General features: G+C 63.4%; 23 protein-coding genes. 7 read left to right on the top strand and 16 right to left on the bottom strand.

Annotation, left to right across the window (positions count from 1 at the left end; all coding sequences use genetic code 11):
• Positions 1-346 precede the first annotated feature (346 nt).
• Together GR158_RS03630 and glf are read left to right on the top strand one after the other, a co-directional pair.
• Complete coding sequence (locus GR158_RS03630) at positions 347-2,398, top strand: glycosyl transferase (protein WP_160870054.1); 2,052 nt, start codon at positions 347-349, stop codon at positions 2,396-2,398.
• A gap of 13 nt (positions 2,399-2,411) precedes the next feature.
• Positions 2,412-3,569 carry a UDP-galactopyranose mutase gene (gene glf, locus GR158_RS03635; protein ID WP_160870055.1) on the top strand — a complete coding sequence of 386 codons (1,158 nt, stop codon included), beginning with the start codon at positions 2,412-2,414 and terminating at the stop codon, positions 3,567-3,569.
• A 78-nt stretch (positions 3,570-3,647) separates the two neighbouring features.
• On the opposite strand, the gene GR158_RS03640 is transcribed toward glf, so the two are convergent.
• The 16 genes from GR158_RS03640 to GR158_RS03715 form a co-directional block, all read right to left on the bottom strand.
• Positions 3,648-4,637 carry a flagellin gene (locus GR158_RS03640; RefSeq protein ID WP_160870056.1) on the bottom strand — a complete coding sequence of 330 codons (990 nt, stop codon included), beginning with the start codon at positions 4,635-4,637 and terminating at the stop codon, positions 3,648-3,650.
• Between the two features lie 257 nt (positions 4,638-4,894).
• Positions 4,895-5,779, bottom strand: a complete 885-nt coding sequence (locus tag GR158_RS03645; RefSeq protein ID WP_134649687.1) for a flagellin — start codon at positions 5,777-5,779, stop codon at positions 4,895-4,897.
• 237 nt (positions 5,780-6,016) lie between these two features.
• The gene (gene fliP / locus GR158_RS03650; RefSeq protein ID WP_134649686.1) at positions 6,017-6,763 is read right to left on the bottom strand and encodes a flagellar type III secretion system pore protein FliP; all 747 of its coding nucleotides are present in this window, start codon (positions 6,761-6,763) and stop codon (positions 6,017-6,019) included.
• Entirely contained in the window at positions 6,760-7,284 is a 525-nt protein-coding gene (locus tag GR158_RS03655; RefSeq protein WP_160870057.1) for a flagellar basal body-associated FliL family protein, read from the bottom strand. Before GR158_RS03655 ends, fliP begins: the two co-directional genes overlap by 4 nt.
• Positions 7,285-7,307: 23 nt before the next feature.
• Positions 7,308-8,018: a flagellar basal body L-ring protein FlgH gene (flgH, locus tag GR158_RS03660; protein WP_160870058.1), complete on the bottom strand. Its 711-nt coding sequence runs from the start codon at positions 8,016-8,018 to the stop codon at positions 7,308-7,310.
• The gene (locus GR158_RS03665) at positions 8,015-8,548 is read right to left on the bottom strand and encodes a MotE family protein (RefSeq protein ID WP_160870059.1); all 534 of its coding nucleotides are present in this window, start codon (positions 8,546-8,548) and stop codon (positions 8,015-8,017) included. The genes flgH and GR158_RS03665 overlap by 4 nt, the downstream gene beginning before the upstream one ends.
• Entirely contained in the window at positions 8,545-9,657 is a 1,113-nt protein-coding gene (locus tag GR158_RS03670) for a flagellar basal body P-ring protein FlgI (protein WP_160870060.1), read from the bottom strand. Before GR158_RS03670 ends, GR158_RS03665 begins: the two co-directional genes overlap by 4 nt.
• Positions 9,657-10,166, bottom strand: a complete 510-nt coding sequence (flgA, locus tag GR158_RS03675; RefSeq protein WP_160870061.1) for a flagellar basal body P-ring formation chaperone FlgA — start codon at positions 10,164-10,166, stop codon at positions 9,657-9,659. Before flgA ends, GR158_RS03670 begins: the two co-directional genes overlap by 1 nt.
• A gap of 20 nt (positions 10,167-10,186) precedes the next feature.
• Complete coding sequence (gene flgG, locus GR158_RS03680; protein WP_134649680.1) at positions 10,187-10,969, bottom strand: flagellar basal-body rod protein FlgG; 783 nt, start codon at positions 10,967-10,969, stop codon at positions 10,187-10,189.
• A 9-nt stretch (positions 10,970-10,978) separates the two neighbouring features.
• Complete coding sequence (locus GR158_RS03685) at positions 10,979-11,308, bottom strand: flagellar hook-basal body complex protein FliE (protein ID WP_134649679.1); 330 nt, start codon at positions 11,306-11,308, stop codon at positions 10,979-10,981.
• Complete coding sequence (gene flgC, locus GR158_RS03690; RefSeq protein ID WP_134649678.1) at positions 11,305-11,724, bottom strand: flagellar basal body rod protein FlgC; 420 nt, start codon at positions 11,722-11,724, stop codon at positions 11,305-11,307. The genes GR158_RS03685 and flgC overlap by 4 nt, the downstream gene beginning before the upstream one ends.
• 3 nt (positions 11,725-11,727) lie before the next feature.
• Positions 11,728-12,108, bottom strand: a complete 381-nt coding sequence (flgB, locus tag GR158_RS03695) for a flagellar basal body rod protein FlgB (RefSeq protein ID WP_134649677.1) — start codon at positions 12,106-12,108, stop codon at positions 11,728-11,730.
• A 186-nt stretch (positions 12,109-12,294) separates the two neighbouring features.
• Positions 12,295-12,858, bottom strand: a complete 564-nt coding sequence (locus GR158_RS03700; RefSeq protein WP_134649676.1) for a flagellar protein — start codon at positions 12,856-12,858, stop codon at positions 12,295-12,297.
• Positions 12,855-14,249 carry a flagellar protein export ATPase FliI gene (gene fliI / locus GR158_RS03705; RefSeq protein WP_134649762.1) on the bottom strand — a complete coding sequence of 465 codons (1,395 nt, stop codon included), beginning with the start codon at positions 14,247-14,249 and terminating at the stop codon, positions 12,855-12,857. Before fliI ends, GR158_RS03700 begins: the two co-directional genes overlap by 4 nt.
• 21 nt (positions 14,250-14,270) lie before the next feature.
• The gene (gene flgF / locus GR158_RS03710) at positions 14,271-14,996 is read right to left on the bottom strand and encodes a flagellar basal-body rod protein FlgF (RefSeq protein ID WP_134649675.1); all 726 of its coding nucleotides are present in this window, start codon (positions 14,994-14,996) and stop codon (positions 14,271-14,273) included.
• Between the two features lie 2 nt (positions 14,997-14,998).
• A complete protein-coding gene (locus GR158_RS03715) occupies positions 14,999-15,778 on the bottom strand; it encodes a DUF1217 domain-containing protein (RefSeq protein ID WP_160870063.1) in 780 nt (259 codons plus the stop codon).
• A gap of 172 nt (positions 15,779-15,950) precedes the next feature.
• Here GR158_RS03715 and motA point away from each other — a divergent pair, with 172 nt between their 5' ends.
• From motA to flhB, 5 genes are all read left to right on the top strand, one after another.
• On the top strand, positions 15,951-16,829 hold the full coding sequence (gene motA, locus GR158_RS03720) for a flagellar motor stator protein MotA (RefSeq protein WP_134649673.1): 879 nt from the start codon (positions 15,951-15,953) through the stop codon (positions 16,827-16,829).
• Positions 16,830-16,832: 3 nt separating this feature from the next.
• Positions 16,833-17,777, top strand: a complete 945-nt coding sequence (locus GR158_RS03725) for a FliM/FliN family flagellar motor switch protein (RefSeq protein ID WP_160870064.1) — start codon at positions 16,833-16,835, stop codon at positions 17,775-17,777.
• Positions 17,778-17,838: 61 nt separating this feature from the next.
• Complete coding sequence (fliN, locus tag GR158_RS03730; protein WP_134649671.1) at positions 17,839-18,405, top strand: flagellar motor switch protein FliN; 567 nt, start codon at positions 17,839-17,841, stop codon at positions 18,403-18,405.
• A 30-nt stretch (positions 18,406-18,435) separates the two neighbouring features.
• Positions 18,436-19,473: a flagellar motor switch protein FliG gene (gene fliG / locus GR158_RS03735; RefSeq protein WP_160870065.1), complete on the top strand. Its 1,038-nt coding sequence runs from the start codon at positions 18,436-18,438 to the stop codon at positions 19,471-19,473.
• 110 nt (positions 19,474-19,583) lie between these two features.
• Complete coding sequence (gene flhB / locus GR158_RS03740) at positions 19,584-20,666, top strand: flagellar biosynthesis protein FlhB (RefSeq protein ID WP_134649669.1); 1,083 nt, start codon at positions 19,584-19,586, stop codon at positions 20,664-20,666.
• Positions 20,667-20,669 lie beyond the last annotated feature (3 nt).

The following is a 20,669-nucleotide window of genomic DNA, read 5'->3' on the forward strand; positions in this document are numbered from 1 at the left end:
GAGGACAACGGTCTCTCATGCTTGCTCCAAGGATCGCTCCGGACGTGTAAACGCCAGAATCCCGCAAGACGAAGAATGTTTAAGGAGGACATGGCTCGCACGAGCCTGCGCATCGGGGCGTCATGCTTCCGGGCGCTTCGAATGAGCCCGATCCCTATGCCAGCAGCCGCCAGTTTCCGCGACTGTGCCAGTGTTAGGATACAACCTTTAATTTCCGATTAACGGCGCATGCCATGATCCCTGAATAGAACAGGGGCGGCCAGCCCGAAGCAAGTCTGGGCGGCTATGACGGCAAGACCCTTCAACCGCCCAAATCGGGCTGAAAGGCCGATGCCGACAGGATGCCATGACTGCCAATTTCCCCCTAGACGCCGTGCCGGGCAACCCGCTTCTCGAACTCATGGCGCGCGCCCGCAACCAGCAGCTTGCGCTTGCCGATCTCTTCCAGTCCGCGGAGAACCTTTCGGCGGCCGGGCATCGACCCGCGGCCGCGGAGATCTACAAGCTCTGGATCGCGTTCAACGACAAGAATCCGCTGCTGCACCTCGCCTATTTCAACTATGCCGTCACGCTTTCGTCGCTTGGCGATACCGCAGGCGCCATGCATGCGCTGCGCGCCGCGATCCGCATCGAGCCGCAATTCGGCCAGGCCTATATCAATCTCGGTCGGACGCTTGAGGATTGCGGCCTGATCGGACCGGCCGTCGGCCAGTGGCAGGCCTATGCCGACGCGACCGCCGACGTCACCCCGGACAGGATCACCCACCGGCTGCTCAGCCTGCAGCATATCGGCCGCGTACTGGAGGGGGCGGACAGGCTGGAGGAAGCCGAAGCCGCGCTCTGGCAGGCGATGGAACTCGCACCGACGCGGCCGGAAGCGGCGCAACACTGGATTTCGCTGCGCATGCGCCAGTGCAAATGGCCCGTGCTGCAGCCTTCCCTTTATGTCACGCCGAAGCAGTTCATGGAGGCGATGTCGGCGATGTCGATCGCCTGCTATGCCGACGATCCCCTCTTCCAGATGGCCAAGGCCTATCGCTACGCCCGCACGACCGTCGGCCGCCCGGCGGACCTGGCGGCGTTCAGTCCCAAGCCGGTGCGCCGGAAAACCGGCACCGGGAAGCGGCTGCGCGTCGGCTACCTCTCCTCGGACCTGCGCCAGCATGCCGTGGGCTTCGCGCTGAGCGAGGTGCTGGAGCTGCATGACAAGGCAAGCGTGGAAATCTACGCCTATTATTGCGGCGATCCGGCGCCTCTCGATCCCACGCAGGCGCGTATCCAGCGGGCCGTGGATCACTGGCGCGACATCGCCAAGCTGAACGACCTTGACGCTGCGCGGATGATCGCCGACGACGAGATCGACGTGCTGATCGACGTCAACGGCTATACGAAACACGCGCGCACCGCGATCTTCGCCTACCGGCCGGCACCCGCGATCGTGAACTTCTGCGGTTATCCCGGCACCATGGCGAGCCCCTACCACCAGTACATGATCGCGGACGAGCGCATCGTGCCGCCGGAAAACGAGCTTTATTATACCGAGAAGGTTCTGCGCATCCCCTGCAACCAGCCGGTGGACCGCGCGCGCCTCGTCAATCCCCGTCCCACGCGGGCGGAAGCGGGGCTGCCGGACGATGCGTTCGTCTTTGCAAGCTTCAACGGCATGCAGAAGATCACCGCTCCCTGCTTTGCGCGGTGGATGACGATCCTTGAGGCGACCCCCGGCAGCGTGCTGTGGCTGCTCGCCGGCGACGACGTGGCCAACGAGCGTCTGCGCAGCCGGGCAGCGGAAAGCGGTATCGCGCCGGACCGTATCATCTTCGCCGGCAAGGCGCAGAACCCGGATCACCTGGCCCGTATCGGACTTGCCGATCTTTTCCTCGACACCTTCCCGTACGGCGCGCATTCGACCGCCGCGGACGCCATCACGCAGGGTCTGCCGGTGCTGACCGCGGCGGGCAAGAGTTTTGCCGCTCGCTTCTGCGCCAGCATCGTGGCGGCCGCCGGGATTCCCGAGCTGATCTGCGACGGGCCGGACGATTATGTGCGCACCGCCATCGCCCTCGCGCAGGATCCGGCACGGCTTTCCGGTATCCGCCGTTCCCTGGAGGAGCAGCGCGAGACCTGCGCATTGCGCGATACTCCCGCGCTCGCGCGCCGGCTCGAGGCGATCTTCTGGCAGATCCAGGGCGAGGCGGAACGCGGCGAAACGCCGATACCGGACCTGCGCAATCTCGACATCTACCACGAGATCGGCACCCAACTGGCCGCCGCGGAAATCGAGTTCGAGGATGACGCAAGCTACCGCGCGCGCTACCGGGCCGAGCTTGCCGCACTCGACGCCTATGCGCCGCTTCAGCCGGATGCGCGCCTGTGGCCCGCGAACGCAGCGACCTGAAACGGAGCGGTGGATGCGGGCGAAGGACAGGATACTCGTTGTCGGCGCCGGGCTTTCCGGTGCCGTCATCGCCCGGGAACTGGCGCAGGAGGGGTTTCAGGTCGAGGTCATCGATGCGCGCGACCATGTCGCCGGCAACTGCCATACGCAGCGCGACCCCGATACCGGCGTCATGGTGCATGTCTATGGGCCGCACATCTTCCACACCGATGACATGGAGGTGTGGGACTATGTCAACGGCTTCCAGACCTTCCGGCCCTACAAGAACCGGGTGAAGACGGTGAGCGGCGGGCAGGTCTATTCACTGCCCATCAACCTGCACACGATCAACCAGTTCTTCGGGACATGCTTTCGCCCGGACGAGGCCCGCGCCTTCGTGGAAGCGCAGGCCGATACCTCCATCACGGAGCCCAGGACCTTCGAAGAGCAGGCGCTTCGCTTCGTCGGCCGCGACCTCTACGCGGCCTTTTTCGAGGGCTACACCCGCAAGCAGTGGGGCTGCCCGCCCGCGGACCTGCCGGCCGCCATCCTCAAGCGCCTGCCGGTGCGCTTCAACTACGAAGACGACTATTTCTCCCACGCCCATCAGGGCATGCCGGAAGACGGCTACACCGCGATGGTCGACAACATCCTCGATCACCCCGACATCACGGTGAAGCTGAAAACCCGCTTCGACCGGACGCAGAGCGATGGCTTCGCCCACGTCTTCTATTCCGGTCCGCTCGACGGCTACTTCGACTACGGCCATGGCCGGCTGGGCTATCGAACGCTGGATTTCGAGCGCTTCACGCATCAGGGTGACTACCAGGGCTGCGCGGTGATGAACTATGCCGACCTCGCGGTACCCTATACCCGCATCACCGAGCACAAGCATTTTTCGCCCTGGGAGGCGCACGAAGGATCGGTGTGCTACCGGGAGTTCTCGCGTGCCTGCGGTCCCGACGACATCCCCTACTACCCGATCCGCCTCGTCGAGGAGAAGGCGCTGCTTGCCGACTACGCGGCGCTCGCCGAGCGCGAGACCGACGTCACCTTCGTCGGACGGCTCGGCACCTATCGGTATCTCGACATGGACGTCACCATCCGGGAGGCGTTGGATACGGCACGCCTTTACCTCGAACGGAGGGCAACGGGCGGCGTGATGCCGGCCTTTCTTCACGCGCCGCTCTGACGGGCGCCCTAAAGCGGCAAAGGCCCCGGCTGAGCCGGGGCCTTCGAAACTGCGTCAAACTTTCTATCCGTCTTCCGATTAACGGAAGAGCGAGAGAATGCCTTCCGACGAGGAGTTGGCAATCGAGAGCGACTGGATGCCAAGCTGCTGCTGGGTCTGAAGGGCCTTGAGGCGGGTGGACTCTTCGTTCATGTCGGCATCGACCAGGCGGCCAACGCCCTTGTCGATGGCGTCCGTCAGCTTGTTGGCGAAATCTTCCTGCAGGTTGATGCGCATGGAGATCGAGCCGAGCTGCGAAGCAGCCTTCGTCATCTGCTGGAGGCCAGCTTCCACGAGCGACAGGGCGTCGGCCATGTCGGCGTCCGTGTAGTCGGTGATCGTCATGTTGACGATGGTCGTGGCAGCATCCCAGTCGGCGGAAGCGGCCGTTACGCCGAGATCGTCGATAACCGAGCCGAGGATACCGCCGGCGCTTTGCGTGTGATCGTCGTTATCGACAGTCGAGAACAGAACGTTGGAGTTCGTGCCGGCGGCAACGTCCGGAAGGTCCTGAAGCGTGTAGGTCGTGGTGCTGACCTTGACCGTGCCGTCGGCGCTGCGGATGAAGCCGGAGACGACGGTCTTGTCGGCAACGTTGGTCGGGTCGGTGTTGGTGTTGTCGTAGACAAGCCAGTTCTGGCCGTTGAATGCGGCGCCGCTGGCGATCGAGACGAGCTGCTGCTGCAGCTGCGTGATTTCTTCCTGAACCTTGGCCTTGTCGACGCCCTGTTCGGTGGCGGCGGTTACCTTGGCCTTGATTTCCTTGACGACGTCGATGGCGGCTTCCATGCCGGCATAGGCGGTATCAACCTTGGCGGCGCCGAGGCCGAGAGCGTCCTGAACAGCGGAAAGAGCCATGTTGTCCGAACGCATCGTGGTCGCGATGGACCAGTAGGCGGCGTTGTCGGAGGCTTCGCCGACGCGCATACCCGAGGAAACACGATCCTGCGTGGTTTCCATGGAGCTGCCGATCGAACGCAGGGTCTGGAGAGCGGACATAGCCGCGACGTTGGTAAGAATGCTGGTCATGAGATGCGTGCCCCTTGAGTGGCTGACTGAGGAAGGGCATTCCGGATGTTAGCCGGGGAACGGTGGTCAGCATCATGCCTGCTAACCGGTTAAGTTTCTTGGTTAACCCACCGTTTCGATGGGCCAAGAAAACCGCAATAAAGTTAATGAAGTCTTGAGCGCGGAAAAAAAATGCAAAAAGCCGCCCCCGTCACCGGGAGCGGCCTTTTCGAAGGTGGGGCGCGGGTCAGCCTTCCGCGCCTTCCTCCATCCGTCTATTAACGGAAGAGCGAGAGGATGTTCTGCGAGTTGGAGTTCGCGATCGACAGCGACTGGATCGCCAGCTGCTGCTGGGTCTGCAGGGCCTTGAGGCGCGTGGACTCTTCGTTCATGTCGGCATCGACGAGGCGGCCTACGCCCTTGTCGATGGCGTCGGAAAGCTTCGAAGCGAAGTCTTCCTGAAGCGTGATGCGCTTGGACAGCGAGCCGAGCGTCGAGCCGACGGTCTGCATGCTGGACAGAGCGGTTTCGACCGTGTCGAGGTGGGCGGCCATGGCGGCGTCGTCTTCGGTGCCGTCGAGTTCGATGGCCATGACGTTGGCGAGAATGCCCGAGGCGTCGTCGACCGTGCCGGTGGTCGGGTCATAGGGGCCGAAGAGCGAACCGGCCTGGGCGTCGTAAGTCGCGGTCGTGACCTTGACGGTGCCGTCGCTGCCGCGAACGAAGCCGGTTACGACAGTCGCGTCGTCCGCACCGCCAGCCAGCCAGTTTTCGCCGTTGAACGTGGCGCCAGCGCCGATGCTCTTCAGCTGTTCCTGGAGCTGCTTGACTTCTTCCTGGACCTTGACCTTGTCGACGCCCTGTTCGGTTGCCGTGACGAGCTTGGCCTTGATTTCCTTGACGACGTCGATCGCAGCTTCAACACCGGCATAGGCCGTGTCGACCTTTGCGGCGCCGAGGCCGAGGGCGTCCTGAACGGCGGAGAGGGCTGCGTTGTCGGAACGCATGGTGGTCGCGATCGACCAGTAGGCAGCGTTGTCCGAAGCCGCGCCAACACGCATGCCGGACGAGATGCGGCCCTGCGTCGTTTCCATGTCGTTGTTGATCGTGCGCAGCGTCTGGAGAGCTGACATTGCAGACGTGTTGGTGAGAATGCTCGACATTCTAGTTGTCCCTTTGAACGAAATACTGGTGGGGACATACCGGACTGAAAAAACTTACCGGTTACGACGGTCGGCCTCATGCCAACTCGGTGCTTCAACGCAGTGAAGGGAAACCAAACCCGTCGTGTTGAGGCAAAAGTCGCAGCCAATCCTTGCCAACTCCTTAAGTCGGAAGGAAGCATTCAACCCGTTGAAAAACAGGGTAAATAGCCGGTAAAGCGCTATGGTTAAGAGGGTCTAACTGAACGACCGCACGAGGCTGCCGACAAGCAGGTTCCAGCCGTCGATCAGCACGAAGAACAGGATCTTGAAGGGCAGCGAGATCGACGTCGGCGGCAGCATCATCATGCCCATCGCCATGGTGATGGTGGCGACGATCAGGTCGATCACGAGGAAGGGCAGCACGACCAGGAAGCCGATCTCGAAGCCGCGGCGGATCTCCGAGATCATGAAGGCGGGAATGACGACGCGCAGGTCCGCGACATTGTCCTGGACGACCGTCTGGCCGCGTTCTTCGGCGAGCGAAATGAAAAGTTCGATGTCCTTGTCGCGCGTATTGGCGACCATGAATTCGCGGAACGGCTCGGCGATGCGTTTGGCAGCCTCCGTCTCGTCGATCTGATTGGCGATCAGCGGTTCGACGCCGTTCTGCCATGCGCGGTCGAAGGTCGGGGCCATGACGTAGAAGGTCATGAACAGCGCAAGCGAGACGAGAATCATGTTCGAGGGCGTGGTGGCAAGGCCCATGCCCGAACGCAGGATCGAGAAGGCGATGACGAAGCGCGGAAAGCTTGTCACCATGATCAGGATACCGGGCGCGACCGACAGAACGGTCAGGATGCCGAAGGTGCGGATGATCCAGGACGCCGCCGAACCGTCGATGGGCCCATTGAGGAGACCACCCGGCAGTTGCAGCTGCTGCTGGGCATAGGCCGCACCGGTCATCGCCATCATGGCGACAAAGGTCAGGAGGACGCGAATCATTCGATCACAAAGGTTCGGAACATAACGTTGGTTACGCGCCCTTCAGACCTGAGGTCAACCCGCTCCTGGAGGTCATCCCTGAGATATTGGAAGCCGCGCGGTCCCTGCACCTGCTGGAGCGACACCGTGCGCATATAGGCCATGATGTCCTGGTGGATTTCCTCCGCCAGGGCGACATCCGGTGCGTCCTTGAACATCAAGGCGACTTCGAGCCGCACGCGGTTGTCGGAGGGGTAGGCGAGGTTGCTGGTGATCGGGTCGAGAAGCACGATGCCGTTCGCGGGTGTGGAGATGTGCGGCACCTCCTGCCCCTCCGCGCCCTTCCCGCCGCCACCATGACCGCCCTCGGCGGCAGCGGCTGCCGGCTCGGCCTTCGCAACCTCCTCCGCGGGCGGTGGGGCGAGCATGTTGCCCACAAGCCAGCCGCAACCGCCTGCCAGGAGCGACAGGACGGCGATGACCGCGATGGTGATGACCGGAGAGGACTTCTTCTTCTCTGTGCCCTGATCGTCGTCCGCCATGTGTTTCTTTCCGTATTCGAGCGTCAGATCGGCGAGAACAGGTCTAGCGCCTGCTGGCCCCATGGCGGCTGCTGCACCTCGGTCAGGCGGCCGCGGCCACCGTAGGAGATCCGGGCCTCGGCAATCCGCTCATAGGCGATCTGGTTGTTGGCATCGACATCCTGCGGCCGCACAATGCCGGCGACGTTGAGGATGCGCAACTCATGGTTGACACGCACTTCCTGCGAGCCGCTGATGAGAAGGTTGCCGTTCTCGATGACGCCGGTGACGACGGCGGCAACGAGCAGGTTCAGCTTTTCCGAGCGCTCGGTCGAGCCGTCACCCTTCGTGCTCGTCGATGACCCGAATTTCAGATCGCCGTCCGCATCCACACTGCTCGAGCTGGTCTTGCCGGTGAGGCCGAAATTGATGCCGCTCTTGTTGGTGCGCGAGCGGTCGGTCTTGTTGTCGAAGCTCGCCTTGTCATTGACGCGGATATTGACCGTCAGGATGTCGCCGATCTTGAAGGCGCGCGAATCCTTGAAGAGAGCCGACTGCTGGTCGCTCCAGATCGAGTAGCCGGAAACCGCCGTGCGGGGCTGCTTGGGATACATGGCCATCTGCGGCGTGGCGGCATAGTTGAGGCCGCTGCCGATGGGGCTCATCGCCGGCGCCTTGCCGATCTCCTTGATCGCCTGGTTCGAGCAGCCGGACAGGGCCAGCGCCACGGAAAGTGCGACGGCTGTCTTCTTCATGACGGGTCCTTTGACGTGTTCGCATCGCTCGCAGACGCGATGATGCGGGTGAGCATGGCGGCCTTGTCGGCCGGCATTTCCCCCAGAATGGTGCTCGATTGGCGCGGCGGCAGCTTCATCACGATGGCCGAAGCGATCTCGGGATCGAGTGCGGCCAGCTGGGAAGCCGCCGCGTCCGGCTTCATCTTGCGGTAGATTTCGACGAGGTTCGCCTCGGCGGACTTCAGGAAGTCGTTGCGCCGCTTCAGCCAGTCCTCGTATTCGGCCCGGCGCGCCTCCAGCGTCTTGATGCGCTCGTCGACGCCCTTCTGGAGGTCTTCGAGTTCCTTCTTCTGGAGAAGGTAGCGCTGGTCGCGCGCGGCATCGGCGATGTTCGTGCAGAACTCGCGGATCTCGTCGGCGCTCGCCTTCGTCGTCATGATGACCGGGCGCTCCTCGGCATAGGCGCCGGGAATGGCCAGCATCACGACCGCGGCGAATGGCAAGGCCAGCCGCCGCAGACGAGTGGATGTGGTCGTGCCTGTCGTCATTGCAGTACCAGTTCTGCCTGGAGGGCCCCTGCAGTCTTGATGCTCTGCAGGATGGAGATGATGCCATCGGGCTTGACGCCGATGCTGTTGAGGCCGGAGACCAGCGAGCGGAGGCTGGAGCCGTCGATCATCGCGACATTGCCGCCTTCCTGCTGGACGAGGATATCCGTGTTCGGCTGGACCGCCGTCACGCCGCGGGAGAACGGCTCCGGCTGCACGACCTGCGGCATCTCGTTGACCTGCACGGTGAGCGTGCCGTAGCTGACGGCGACGGGCGAGATGCGCACATCCTGGCCGATCACGATGGTTCCGGTCCGCTCGTTGATGACCACGCGCGCCGGCACGTCCGTCTCGACGACGAGGTTCTCGATATCGGCCATCAGGCGGGCGAGATCGGCCATCTTCGGCTTTGCAATATAGACCGATTGCGAATCGCGCGATTCGGCGATCGGCCCGCCGTACTGGGCGGCCGCATAGCGGTTGATCGCGTCGGCCATGCCGACGGCCGTGGAGAAATCGGGGTTGCGCAGTTGAAGCACGAGATCGGCGGCGTCCTTGAAACGCGAAGGCAGCTCACGCTCGATGATGGCGCCGTTCGGCACGCGGCCGGCCGTGGTCACGCCCTGCTGCACGGTCGCAGCATCGCCGCTTGCGCTGACGCCGGTCACCACGATCGACCCCTGCGCGACGGCATAGATCTGTCCGTCGGCGCCGGAAAGCGAGGTCATGACAAGGGTGCCGCCACGCAGCGAAGCGGCGTCGCCGAGCGAGCCGACCGTCACGTCGATCCGGCTGCCGGGGCTGGCGAAGGGCGGCAGGTTCGCGGTCACGAGAACGGCGGCGATGTTCTTGGCGCGCGTCTGCGTGCCCACCATCGAAATGCCGAGGTTCTGCAGCATCGCGCGCATGGACTGTTCGGTGAACGGCGAGGAGCGCATGCTGTCGCCGGTGCCCTGGAGACCGACGACGAGGCCATAACCGATCAACTGGTTGTCACGGCCGGCCTGCAGCGAGGCCACATCCTTGATGCGGGCCGCCGGCAAAGCCGGTCCCACCGCGAGCATGACACAGGCGAGGACGGCGACGGCGCGAAGGAACAGGGCGCGCATCATTTCACCACCACATGGACCGTGCCGTCATCCATGACGGTGCCGGAGACGATCACGCCGGTATCCTTGTTGCGGACCCGCACCAGTTCGCCCACGGAACCGTCCTGAAGCGGCGTTCCGGCAGCGCGCAGGACGAGCGATCCGTTGTCGAAGACCAGGCTGATCGTGGTGCCGCGCGCGACGGCGAAGGGTTCGCGAAGCGCCGACGTCAGGATCACGCGACCGGGAAGCAGGGTCCGCTTGCTCACCAGCCCGCTGACCGCGCCGATGCTTTCCGCATAGCCCTTGACGATGTTCGGGTTGGTGACCTCGACCTCTTCGAGCTGGCCTGCATCAAGCGCCTCGCCGGGATAGATGATGCGCTTGGGCACGACGGCCATGCGGGCATCGGCAAGGGCCGCGTCTGCCACGAGGAGACCGGCCAGCACGGCGGATACGGCGAGAACCGCGCGGCGCAGTGTTGGACGGGTCTTTCCCGTACGAAGGGCTTCTGTCAGGCGAAACATCATGTTCCCCGGGGTTCCGGTTGCTATCTCAGGTTCTTGCTGACCACGGCGGCCATTTCGTCGGCGGCCTGGATGATCTTGGAGTTCATCTCGTAGGCGCGCTGGGCGGAGATGAGGTCGGTGATTTCCTTGACCGGGTCGACGTTGGAGCTTTCCAGGTAGTTCTGCTGGATGTAGGCGAAGCCCTCCTCGTTCGGCGTGCCGACATTGGCGGCGCCGGAGGCGGCGGTTTCGCGGAAGAGGTTTTCGCCCATCGGCTCGAGACCGGCCTCGTTGACGAAGTTCGCCAGCGTGATCTGGCCGAGTTCCTGCTGCTGGCCCGCAACCGTCGCGAAGACCTGGCCCGACTTGTTGACGGTCACTTCCGTCGCATCGACGGGCACCGTCATGCCCGGCACGACCGTGTAACCGTCGAGGGTCACGATCTGTCCGTCGGCATTGGTGTTGAAGGCGCCGGCGCGGGTGTAGAGGGTGGTGCCGTCGGGCGCCTCGATCTGGAACCAGCCGCGGCCGATCAGCGCCATGTCGAAGGAGTTGCCCGTGGAAACGAGGCCGCCCTGGAGATGCAGGTTACGCACGGCAGCCGTCTTGACGCCGAGGCCGATGATGACGCCTTCCGGCACCACGGCCTGGTTGGCCCGATTCGGAACGCCGGCAGCGCGCTCCGTCTGGTAGAGCAGATCGGAGAACTCGGCGCGCGCACGCTTGTAACCCGTCGTGTTGATGTTCGCGATGTTGTTGGCGATGACTTCGAGGTTGGTCTGCTGTGCGTTCATGCCGGTGGCGGCAATGGCAAGGGCTTTCATGTCCGGTCCTCAGATCTGCATTCTTGCGATTTCGAGATAGGCGGTGACGACCTTGTCGCGGAAGGCGATGGCGGTCTGCAGCGTCTGCTCGGCGTTCATGACGGCATCGACGACCTCGCGGGTCGATGCCTTGCCCTGGATGGCGTCGAATGACTTGGTCTCGCTGAGCTTCAGCGCGTTGGTCATGTCGGTCGCCATGTCGCCCATGACCTGGGCGAAACTCATCTGGCCGGTGCCCTGCGCGGCGGCGCCCGAAACGAGGCCGGAGGCCGTCTTGTCGACGCCCGACAGGGCATCATTCGGGAAAAGCGAGCTGACGCCCTTTACGCTGTCGATCATTGCGAGGCCCTCAGAAGGTCGATGGTCGCGCTGATGAGGTCGCGCGATTGCTTGATGCTTTGCAGGTTGGCTTCGTAGGAGCGGTTCGCCTCGCGCATATCGGCCATCTCGACCAGCACGTTGACGTTCGGCATCTTGACGTAGCCCTTTTCATCCGCAGCCGGATTGCCGGGGTCGTATTCGGTGGTGAACTCGCCCTCGTCGAAACCGAGACGCGATACCTCAACGGTCGAGGAGCCGCTCAGGCGGTCCAGCTCGGAGGTGAAGGTAACGGTCTTGCGGCGGAACGGATCGGCGCCGGGCGTATCGCCGGTCGAGCGCGCGTTGGCCAGGTTTTCCGAAACGATACGAATACGTGTCGACTGCGCCTCCAGACCGGAGGCTGCTACTTTCAGGGAGGCTACAAGAGGATCCATTTCTTACCTTCTGACTGTCATCAGCATCATGCGATGAAAGGCCTTGACGAGGCCGGCATTCAATTCGAAGTCACGCTTGACCTGACCCTCTTTCATGAGCTCATCGGCAAGCCCGACGGTATTGCCGGATTCCTGCACGCCGATCTCTTCGGTGGGCTTGGTCGTGATGACGCGGCTGGCCATTTCGGTTTCGGTGAAATGACCGGGATGCGTTGCCGCCATGCGGGCACTCGTGGTTTCGAGCACCGATTGAAAGGGTGTGACGTCCTTCGCCTTGAAACCGGGTGTGTTGGCGTTGGCGATGTTGCCTGCAACGACACTCTGGCGGGTCGCGAGCCATTCGGCCTGTTTCGATGCCAGTTCAAACAGTTGTATCGGTTGCATGACAAGCTCCATCCTTGTTCATGGCGAACCTAGGGAACCAATCTTGCGCGGGACTTGCACTTGCAGGACCTGCCGCGCAAGTGCCTGATTTTCAGGGGAATTAAGTGATGCGCCACAGAACGGCAAACGGCCGGCGGACGCTCCATGCGCCGCCGGCCGAATCGAAAAGACGGGTTGGTCCGCCCGTCAGTTCCGCTTGATGATGTCGCCGTTCGAGGTGACGATGACCCAGGCGCCGTCGCGCTGCTCCAGCGTCGCAAGACGGCTGTTATCCGGCAGGATGGACCCGACGCGCACGATATACATGCCGCGCGCATCCTCGATCAGTGCCCGGCCGTTGGCCACATGCATGAGCCGGAAGCCGGAATTCGCCGGCAACGGCTGGTTCAGGCCCGTCTCGACGGGTGCACCCAGCGTCTTCTCCTTGCCGAGACCCGATGTGGTGGCGGTGGCAACCGGATCGAGACTGTCGAGCGCCCGCGTCTTGTCGTCGTCCACCATGGCGGCCGGCGAAACGCTCATGACCTCCTTTGCGGCCGTTTCGGGCAGATTGCGGGTCGATCCCTGCCAGAGGGTCGGCACCGAGAATTTCCCCGGATTGAGGAAAACATACCAGGGAAAGAAGGCCGCGCCCGCAGCAAGCAGGACGCCGGTGCCGACGAGCACCTTGTCGCCGGCGCTGTAACCTGCCTTTTCTATCCGCTTCAGCGGCTGAACAGGTTGATCCGCATCGAAATCCGTCACTATCATCCCCTTCGCACGGCCGGTGCGCCGCCCTGCTGGGCGGCCGCGTTCTTGAGCGCGGTCGCCAGGTCGGTGAATGCATCGCCGGCCGGCCGTTCGCCCGGCGTCTGTTTCAACACTTCGTAGATGATCGGCACCTGCTTGATCGCCATGTCGAGATCGGGATCGGCCCCGGGGCGATAGCCGCCGATGAGGCGCAGGTCGCGCGTCTCCTCGAAACGATGGATCAGCGACTTCAGCCGCCCCACGAGCTTCTCCTGGTCCGGCGTCCAGGCCTTGCGGGCAAGGCGCGAGATCGAGGCGAGCGGGTTGATGGGCGGATAGCGCCCCTCTTCCGCAAGGCTACGCTCCATGACGATGTGGCCGTCGAGAATGCCGCGCGTCGAGTCGGCGATCGGATCGTTGTGATTGTCGCCGTCGACGAGGATCGAGATGATCGCCGTGATGCTGCCGGTGCCTTCCGCGCCCGGGCCGGCGCGCTCCAAAAGGCGCGGCAGCTCGGTAAAGACCGAGGCGGGATAGCCGCGCGCGATCGGCGGTTCGCCCGACGCCGTCGCCACTTCGCGGATGGCGTGGGCAAAGCGCGTCACGCTGTCGATGATCAAGAGAACGTTGTCGCCCTGATCGCGATAGTGCTCGGCGATGGTGACGGCGGTCAGCGGCGCCATCTTGCGCAGCATCGGGCTTTCGTCGCTGGTGGCGACGACCGCCACCGACTTCGCGAGATTGTCGCCGAGCGTATCCTCGATGAATTCGCGCACTTCGCGGCCGCGTTCGCCCACCAGCGCGATGACGACCTTGTCGAAGGCATCCGCCCGCGCCAGCATCGACAGAAGCGTCGACTTGCCGACACCCGAGCCGGCGAAGATGCCGAGACGCTGGCCGAGGCAGAGCGGCGCGAAGATATCGATGGCGCGGACGCCCGTGCTGAAGCCGGTTTCGACGCGCTTGCGCGTCATCGACGGAGGCGCGGAATTGGAAATCGACCGGCGGACATCCCCCTGGACCAACGGACCAAGCCCATCGATGGGCTCGCCGAGCGCATTGATGGTGCGCCCGCACCAGGCGGCGGTCGGCGCAACGCGGAAGGCGCCCTTGCGGATGACCGTGTCGTGGATGCCGATCGGCTCTCCCGGCTCGATGGGGCAGACCACCACCGAATCCGTATCGACACGCACGACCTCGCCCAGATGAACACCCGTCGCGCTCTTGTGCGCGACGAACTCGCCGAGCCGCACATGACGCGACAGGCCGCTGACGGTGTAGTTGCCGGCGGCGATGGTCTGGACATGGCCGCCATGGGCAACCGAGAATTCCGGGGACGCGTAGCGCCGCACCAGCCCGGCCAGCGCATTGAGCTTGCGCGCGCCGTCGGCCGTGCCGGGAACCTTCGCCATGTTGCCTTGGGATGCCATGGTTTACTTGCTGCCCCCGAGCGTGCGGACCGCCTCGTTCATCGAATCCTCGCTGCCACGCATCAGTGCGGCGATGTTCTCGAAGGCGCGCGTGACCTGGATGAGCTGCGTCATCTCGGCGATGGCGTTGACGTTCGATTCCTCCACGTAACCCTGCATCACGCCGGCATCGACGCGGTCGAGGATCGGCTGCGGCGCCCGCGCGGGGATAATGCCGCTGTTGCCGGCGCGCACGAAGCCGCCCGACAGATCCGCCTCGAAAATACCGAGGGCTGCGACCGGCCGGCCATTCTGGTTGAGCTGGCCGTCTGCACTGAGCGTGATCGGGCCGGCATTGCCGTCGATCTGGATCGGACCGCCGCCGGCATCGAGCACGGGATAGCCGTTCAGCGTGACGAGCTCGCCCGCCTCCGTCAGGGTGAAGCGCCCGTCGCGGGTGAGCGTCGCGCCGGCCGGCGTTTCCACCTGGAACCAGGCGTCGCCCTTGATGGCGAAATCCAGCGCGCCGTTGGTCTGCGTCATGCCGCCGTTGCGGGTCGAGAGGAACTCCTCGCCCTGCGAAACGAAGGCGACATCGGCGTTCTTCTGGTCGCTGACGACCTGATTGAACTTCACTTCGGTGGCGCGGAAACCGACAGTCGTGGAGTTCGCGACGTTATCGGCAAGCGTTGCCATGCGGCGGTCGAGTGCAATCTGGGACGAAAGCGAGACATAAAGCCCGGTCTGCATGCTCAGCGGCCTCCGAGTTTCAAGTTGTTGATGGAAAGAAGCAGGTCCGTCGAAATGCCGGTCAGGCTGGACGGCTGGAAGACGGTCAGCGGATCGTAGCTGCCGGAGGGGTTTTCGAGTTCCCACATCGCGGTGAAGCGCTCGAGAAGCTTGCCGACCTTCGCGGGATCCTTGAGGTCGTCGAGATCAAGGATGTCCTCGTAGTATGCGGCCTGGCGGTCCACGTCGGTCGCGGCGAACTCGGCGGGAAGCTGGAATGCCGTGCGCACGACCTGCGCCAGCGCATCATCGGCGATGATGGAATAGCCCGACGTGATGGACGAGGCCATGCGTTCGAAATAGAGCGCGAGCCGCACGCCGGTATTGCCCTCGCCGGCGCTGACCTCCAGCGTCTGGCGCATGTACTTGTCGGCAATGCCTTTCTGGGCGCGCTCGAAGGTGGTCGCCAGCTCGCCGTGGCGGGCGAAGTTCAGCGATTCGGCCAATGCCTTGTAGCGTGTGTCGGAAAGCTGGTTCGCGAAGGCGCCCTTCTCGTCGACGCCCTCCGTCAGCACCTTGCGCATGAAAGCCTTGGCATAGGCCATGTCGTCGAGGCCGTGCGCCTTCATGGCGTAGTTGTAAAGACGGCTGTCGGCGAAGAAGTCGTCGATCGATTTCACGTCGCCGATCTTCGACAGGTAATATTCGGTCTCGCGCTTGACGTCCGGCTGCTCCGACACACGCGTCAGCGATGTCTGGAGGTCCGAGGAAATCAGCTTGTAGCTCGTATAGGTGGTCGTCACGATGGCCCGCCGATCAGGGTTCACGAGGGCGCGAAGGCCCGTTCTGAACCATGATCCTGCGGGGTTTTGCTTGTGCGAACCTGATCCGCGAACCCACCCTCTGGTACAGCTTCACGCAAGGCTGGAACCGTATTTCCGGAAGGGTCAGAACTGTGTCGGGACACCTGCGCTTATGAACATTGTAATCGGCCTCATCGTCACCATCGGCTGTATCCTCGGCGGCTTCATGGCCATGGGCGGCCATGTCGAGGTGCTCAACCAGCCATTCGAGCTCCTGATCATCGGCGGCGCCGGGGTCGGCGGCTTCATCGTCGCCAACACGATGAAGGTGATCAAGGAAACCGGCAAGGCGCTCGGGGAAGCCTTCAAGCACAAGGTGCCGAAGGAACGCCACTATCTCGATACGCTGGGGGTGCTCTACAGCCTGATGCGGGACCTGCGCACCAAGTCGCGCAACGAGATCGAGGCCCATATCGACAACCCGGCAGAGTCGCCCATCTTCCAGTCCGCGCCGACGGTTCTCGCCAACAAGGAACTGACGGCCTTCATCTGCGACTACGTCCGCCTCATCATCATCGGCAATGCCCGCAGCCACGAGATCGAGGCGCTGATGGACGAGGAAATCCAGACGATCACGCGCGACAAGATGAAGCCCTACCAGGCGCTCTCCACCATGGGCGACGCCTTCCCGGCCATCGGCATCATCGCCGCCGTTCTCGGGGTCATCAAGGCGATGGGCAAGATCAACGAATCCCCCGAAGTGCTCGGCGGCCTCATCGGCTCGGCGCTCGTGGGCACCATGCTCGGCATCTTCCTGTCCTATTCCATCGTCACGCCCATCACCACCAACATCAAGGTGGTGCGCGAAAAGCAGAACCGCCTCTACGTGATCGTCAAGCAGACGCTCCTCGCCTACATGAACGGCTCCGTTCCGCAGGTTGCCCTGGAATACGGCCGCAAGACCATCTCCTCCTATGAGCGCCCGTCCATCGACGCCGTGGAACAGGAGATGATGAATCCCGGTGGCGGCGGCGATACGAAGGCGGCCTGATCGATGAGCACAGCGACCGTAACCACAGCCCCGTCCATGGATCCGATCGTTCTTGCGCGCCTCACCGGCAAGCTCGGCGACCGCGAGACGGTCTCCAAGCTTTGCGCCACGCTCGGCGACGTGTTCTCCGAATTCCTGCCGGACATGCTGGAAAGCGAACTCGGCTTCGAGGTCGCCGTCTCCTATGCCGGCTTTACGATGGGCAAGTTCGGGGAACTGACGGAAGGCCTCGGCGGCGCCATGGCCTTCTGCGATGTGTCGCTGCGCGACTGGTGCGAGCATTTCACCCTGATCTGCGACAGCCCGCTCATCATCACGCTTGTCGAGAACATGCTCGGCGCCGTCAGCGATTCCATCGAGGACCCGCAGCCGCGACCCCTTTCGAAGATCGAACTCGACGTCGCGGCCATGATGTTCGACCGCATCTCCGGCGTTCTGAAAACCGCGGTTTCCAGCGCGACCAGCTTCGAACCCCTGCTCGGCGCCGCGCACAATGCGGAACTGCGCAAGCCCGTCGAAGACGGCACACAGAACGCGCATGTCGCCATGGTCAACATGGCCGTCGGCATCGGGCCCGTCCTCTCGACCTTCCATGTGGTCATTCCGCAGGCGACGCTGCTGAAATCCGTCATCGCCGCGCCAAGGCCGGCGAATGTGGCAAAGACCCGCGCCGAGTGGAGCGAGCAGCTCAGCGAGCAGGTCCGCCGCTCGAAGGTGACGCTGGAGGCGCGCATTCACCTGGAGCCGCAGACGCTCGACACGATCAGCCGCCTGCAACCCGGCGACATCATCCCCTTCAACGAAGCGGGCGACGTGCGCGTCGACGTGAACGCCAACGGCCGCAACCTCTATGTCTGCGAGTTCGGGCGGTCGGGCGCCCGCTACACGGTTCGCGTCAAGGCTACCTACGGCTCGGAGGACGACATCCTCCAGCACATCATCGGATAGTTCGCGTCCGTCATCGGCCGGCGGCTAGCCTCAGGCAAGTTTCGAATGGAATAGTGATCTTATGGCACCCAAGAAGACACCCATCGCTGACGACATCACGCCTTCCATCAATGCGGGCGACCAGGAACTGGAGCAGGCGATCGACGACCTGCGCGGCGTTCTCCAGCAGGACGCGACGTTCGACGGCGGCGTTCCCGCCACCCTCGACGACGACCCGCTGGCAGCCTTCGGCGGGGATTTCGGCGGCGGCGCGGCGAGCACCGATTTTGGCGGCACCGATTTCGGTGGCTCGAATTTTGGCGGCTCGGATTTCGGCGCCGGCAGCGATTTCTCCACCGAGGTGAAGGAAACGCCGCGTCCGGGCAGCGCCATGCAGTCCAACCTCGACCTCATCATGGATATCCCGATCGATCTGCAGATCGTTCTCGGCTCGTCGCAGATGCAGGTCTCCGGCCTCATGAACCTCAGCGAAGGCGCGACGATCGCGCTCGACCGCAGGATCGGCGAGCCCGTCGAGGTGATGGTCAACGGCCGTGTCATCGGCCGCGGTGAAATTACGGTTCTGGAAAACGACGACACCCGTTTCGGGGTGAAGCTCATCGAAGTGAAGAGTACACGCAAAGTCTGATACCCGCTGAAGGGGTCAGGGGGACAATCCATGATGGATTTCGAAAATTTCGGCACGTCCACGGCGCTTGGTGCGCCGCTGTCGCCGGTGGAAAAAGCCGCAGCGGTGCTGCTTGCCATGGGCAAGGGTGTCGCCGGCAGGCTTCTGAAGTATTTCACCCAGAGTGAACTGCAGGCCATCATCGCCGCGGCTCAGAACCTGCGCGCCATTCCCCCGCACGAACTGATCGACCTCGTCAACGAGTTCGAGGACCTGTTCACCGAAGGCGCGGGCCTCATGGACAACGCCAAGATGATGGAAGGCATCCTCGAGGAAGGCCTGACGCCGGACGAGGTGGATGGGCTGCTTGGCCGCCGCGCCGCCTTCCAGGCGTTCGAAACGACGATCTGGGATCGCCTTCAGGATGCCGATCCGGTCTTCGTGGCGCGCTTCCTGCTCAACGAACACCCCCAGACGATCGCCTATATCCTGTCGATGATGCCGTCCTCCTTCGGCGCCAAGGTGCTGCTGGAAATTCCGGAAGACCATCGCGCCGACATCATCAACCGTACCGTCAACCTGAAGGACGCAAGCCCCAAGGCGACCGCGATCGTCGAAGCGCGCGTCATCGAGATGATCTCGGCGCTGGATGCGGAGCGCAACTCGGTCGGCTCGAACAAGGTGGCCGACCTCATGAACGAACTGGAAAAATCCCAGGTCGACGAAATGCTCGCCTCGCTCGAAACGGTCTCGACCGAATCGGTCAAGAAGGTTCGCCCGAAGATCTTCCTCTTCGAGGACGTCCTCTACATGCCGCAGCGCAGCCGCGTGTCGCTGTTCAACGACGTGTCCGGCGACATCATCACCGCTGCCCTGCGCGGCGCATCGATGGAGCTGCGCGAATCGGTGCTTTCCGCCATCGGCGCGCGCCAGCGCCGCATGATCGAATCGGACCTCGCCGCCGGCGACCAGGGCAATCCGCGCGAAATCGCCATCGCCCGCCGCTCCATCACCCAGGAAGCGATCCGCCTCGCCGCAGCTGGACAAATCCAGTTGAAGGAAAAGGAACAGGAAGCCCAGGCCGCCTGATCCGCCTTGACAGGCTGATCCTGCAAGCCGAGCGTATTTCCGGCCCGAATCTCCTGTGGGGGTTCGGGCCGCCTGCTTTTCTGGCAGGCTGATCAAGCCGGGGCGCGCGAGTGGCTGACGACGACGACAAGGACAGCAAAACAGAGCTTCCGACCGAGAAGAAGATTCGCGACGCCATGGAGAAAGGCAACACGCCGTTCTCCCGCGAGGTCACGATCTTCGCCTCCACGCTCGCCATCTACGTCTATCTCGTCTTCTTCCTGCCCGGCGGCGTGGCGCGGATGAACGAGACGCTGCGGGATTTCTTCGAACAGCCCGAAGCCTGGAACCTGAAATCCGGCACGGATGTCATCGCCATCTTCCGCCATCTCGGCTGGGAAGCGGGCGGCCTTCTCCTGCCCATCCTCATCATGATGATGGTCTTCGGCGTTGCCTCGTCGGTCTTCCAGAACCTGCCGAGCCCCGTCTTGGAGCGCGTGCGGCCGCAGATGAACCGGCTGAGCCCGATCAAGGGCCTCACCCGCCTCTTCGGCAAGCAGGGGCTTGTCGAATTCGTGAAGTCGCTGATCAAGATCATGCTCGTGTCGCTGGTCGTCGGCATCATGATGCAGACCAACTACTTCTCGTCGCTCGACACGATGTTCTCCGAGCCCGCGACCCTGCTCTACATGATGGGTTCGGACGTCAACAAGGTCCTGCTGATCATCCTCTTCGCCACCGCCATCATTGCCGCCATCGACTTCGCCTGGACGCGCCATCACTGGTTCACCGAGCTCATGATGACGAAGCAGGAGGTGAAGGAGGAAATGAAGCAGGCGCAGGGCGACCCGATCGTCAAGGCACGCATGCGCTCCATCCAGCGCGACCGCATCCGCCGCCGCATGATCACCGCGGTGCCGCGCGCCACCCTCGTCATCGCCAACCCGACTCACTTCGCGGTCGCGCTGCGATATGTCAGGGAAGAAGGCGACGCGCCGGTCGTGGTGGCCAAGGGCCAGGACCTCATCGCCCTCAAGATCCGCGAGATTGCGGAGGAGAATGGCATACCCGTTTTCGAAGATCCGCCGCTCGCACGCTCAATGTTTGCGCAAGTCTCGGTGGATAGTGTCATTCCGCCGGTGTTCTACAAAGCAGTGGCGGAGCTGATTCACCGGGTTTATGCAGCTTCGCCCCAGACCAGACGGGTAAATTAAATC

The organism is Shinella sp. AETb1-6, assembly GCF_009826875.1.
In the GTDB taxonomy this organism is placed as follows: domain Bacteria; phylum Pseudomonadota; class Alphaproteobacteria; order Rhizobiales; family Rhizobiaceae; genus Shinella; species Shinella sumterensis.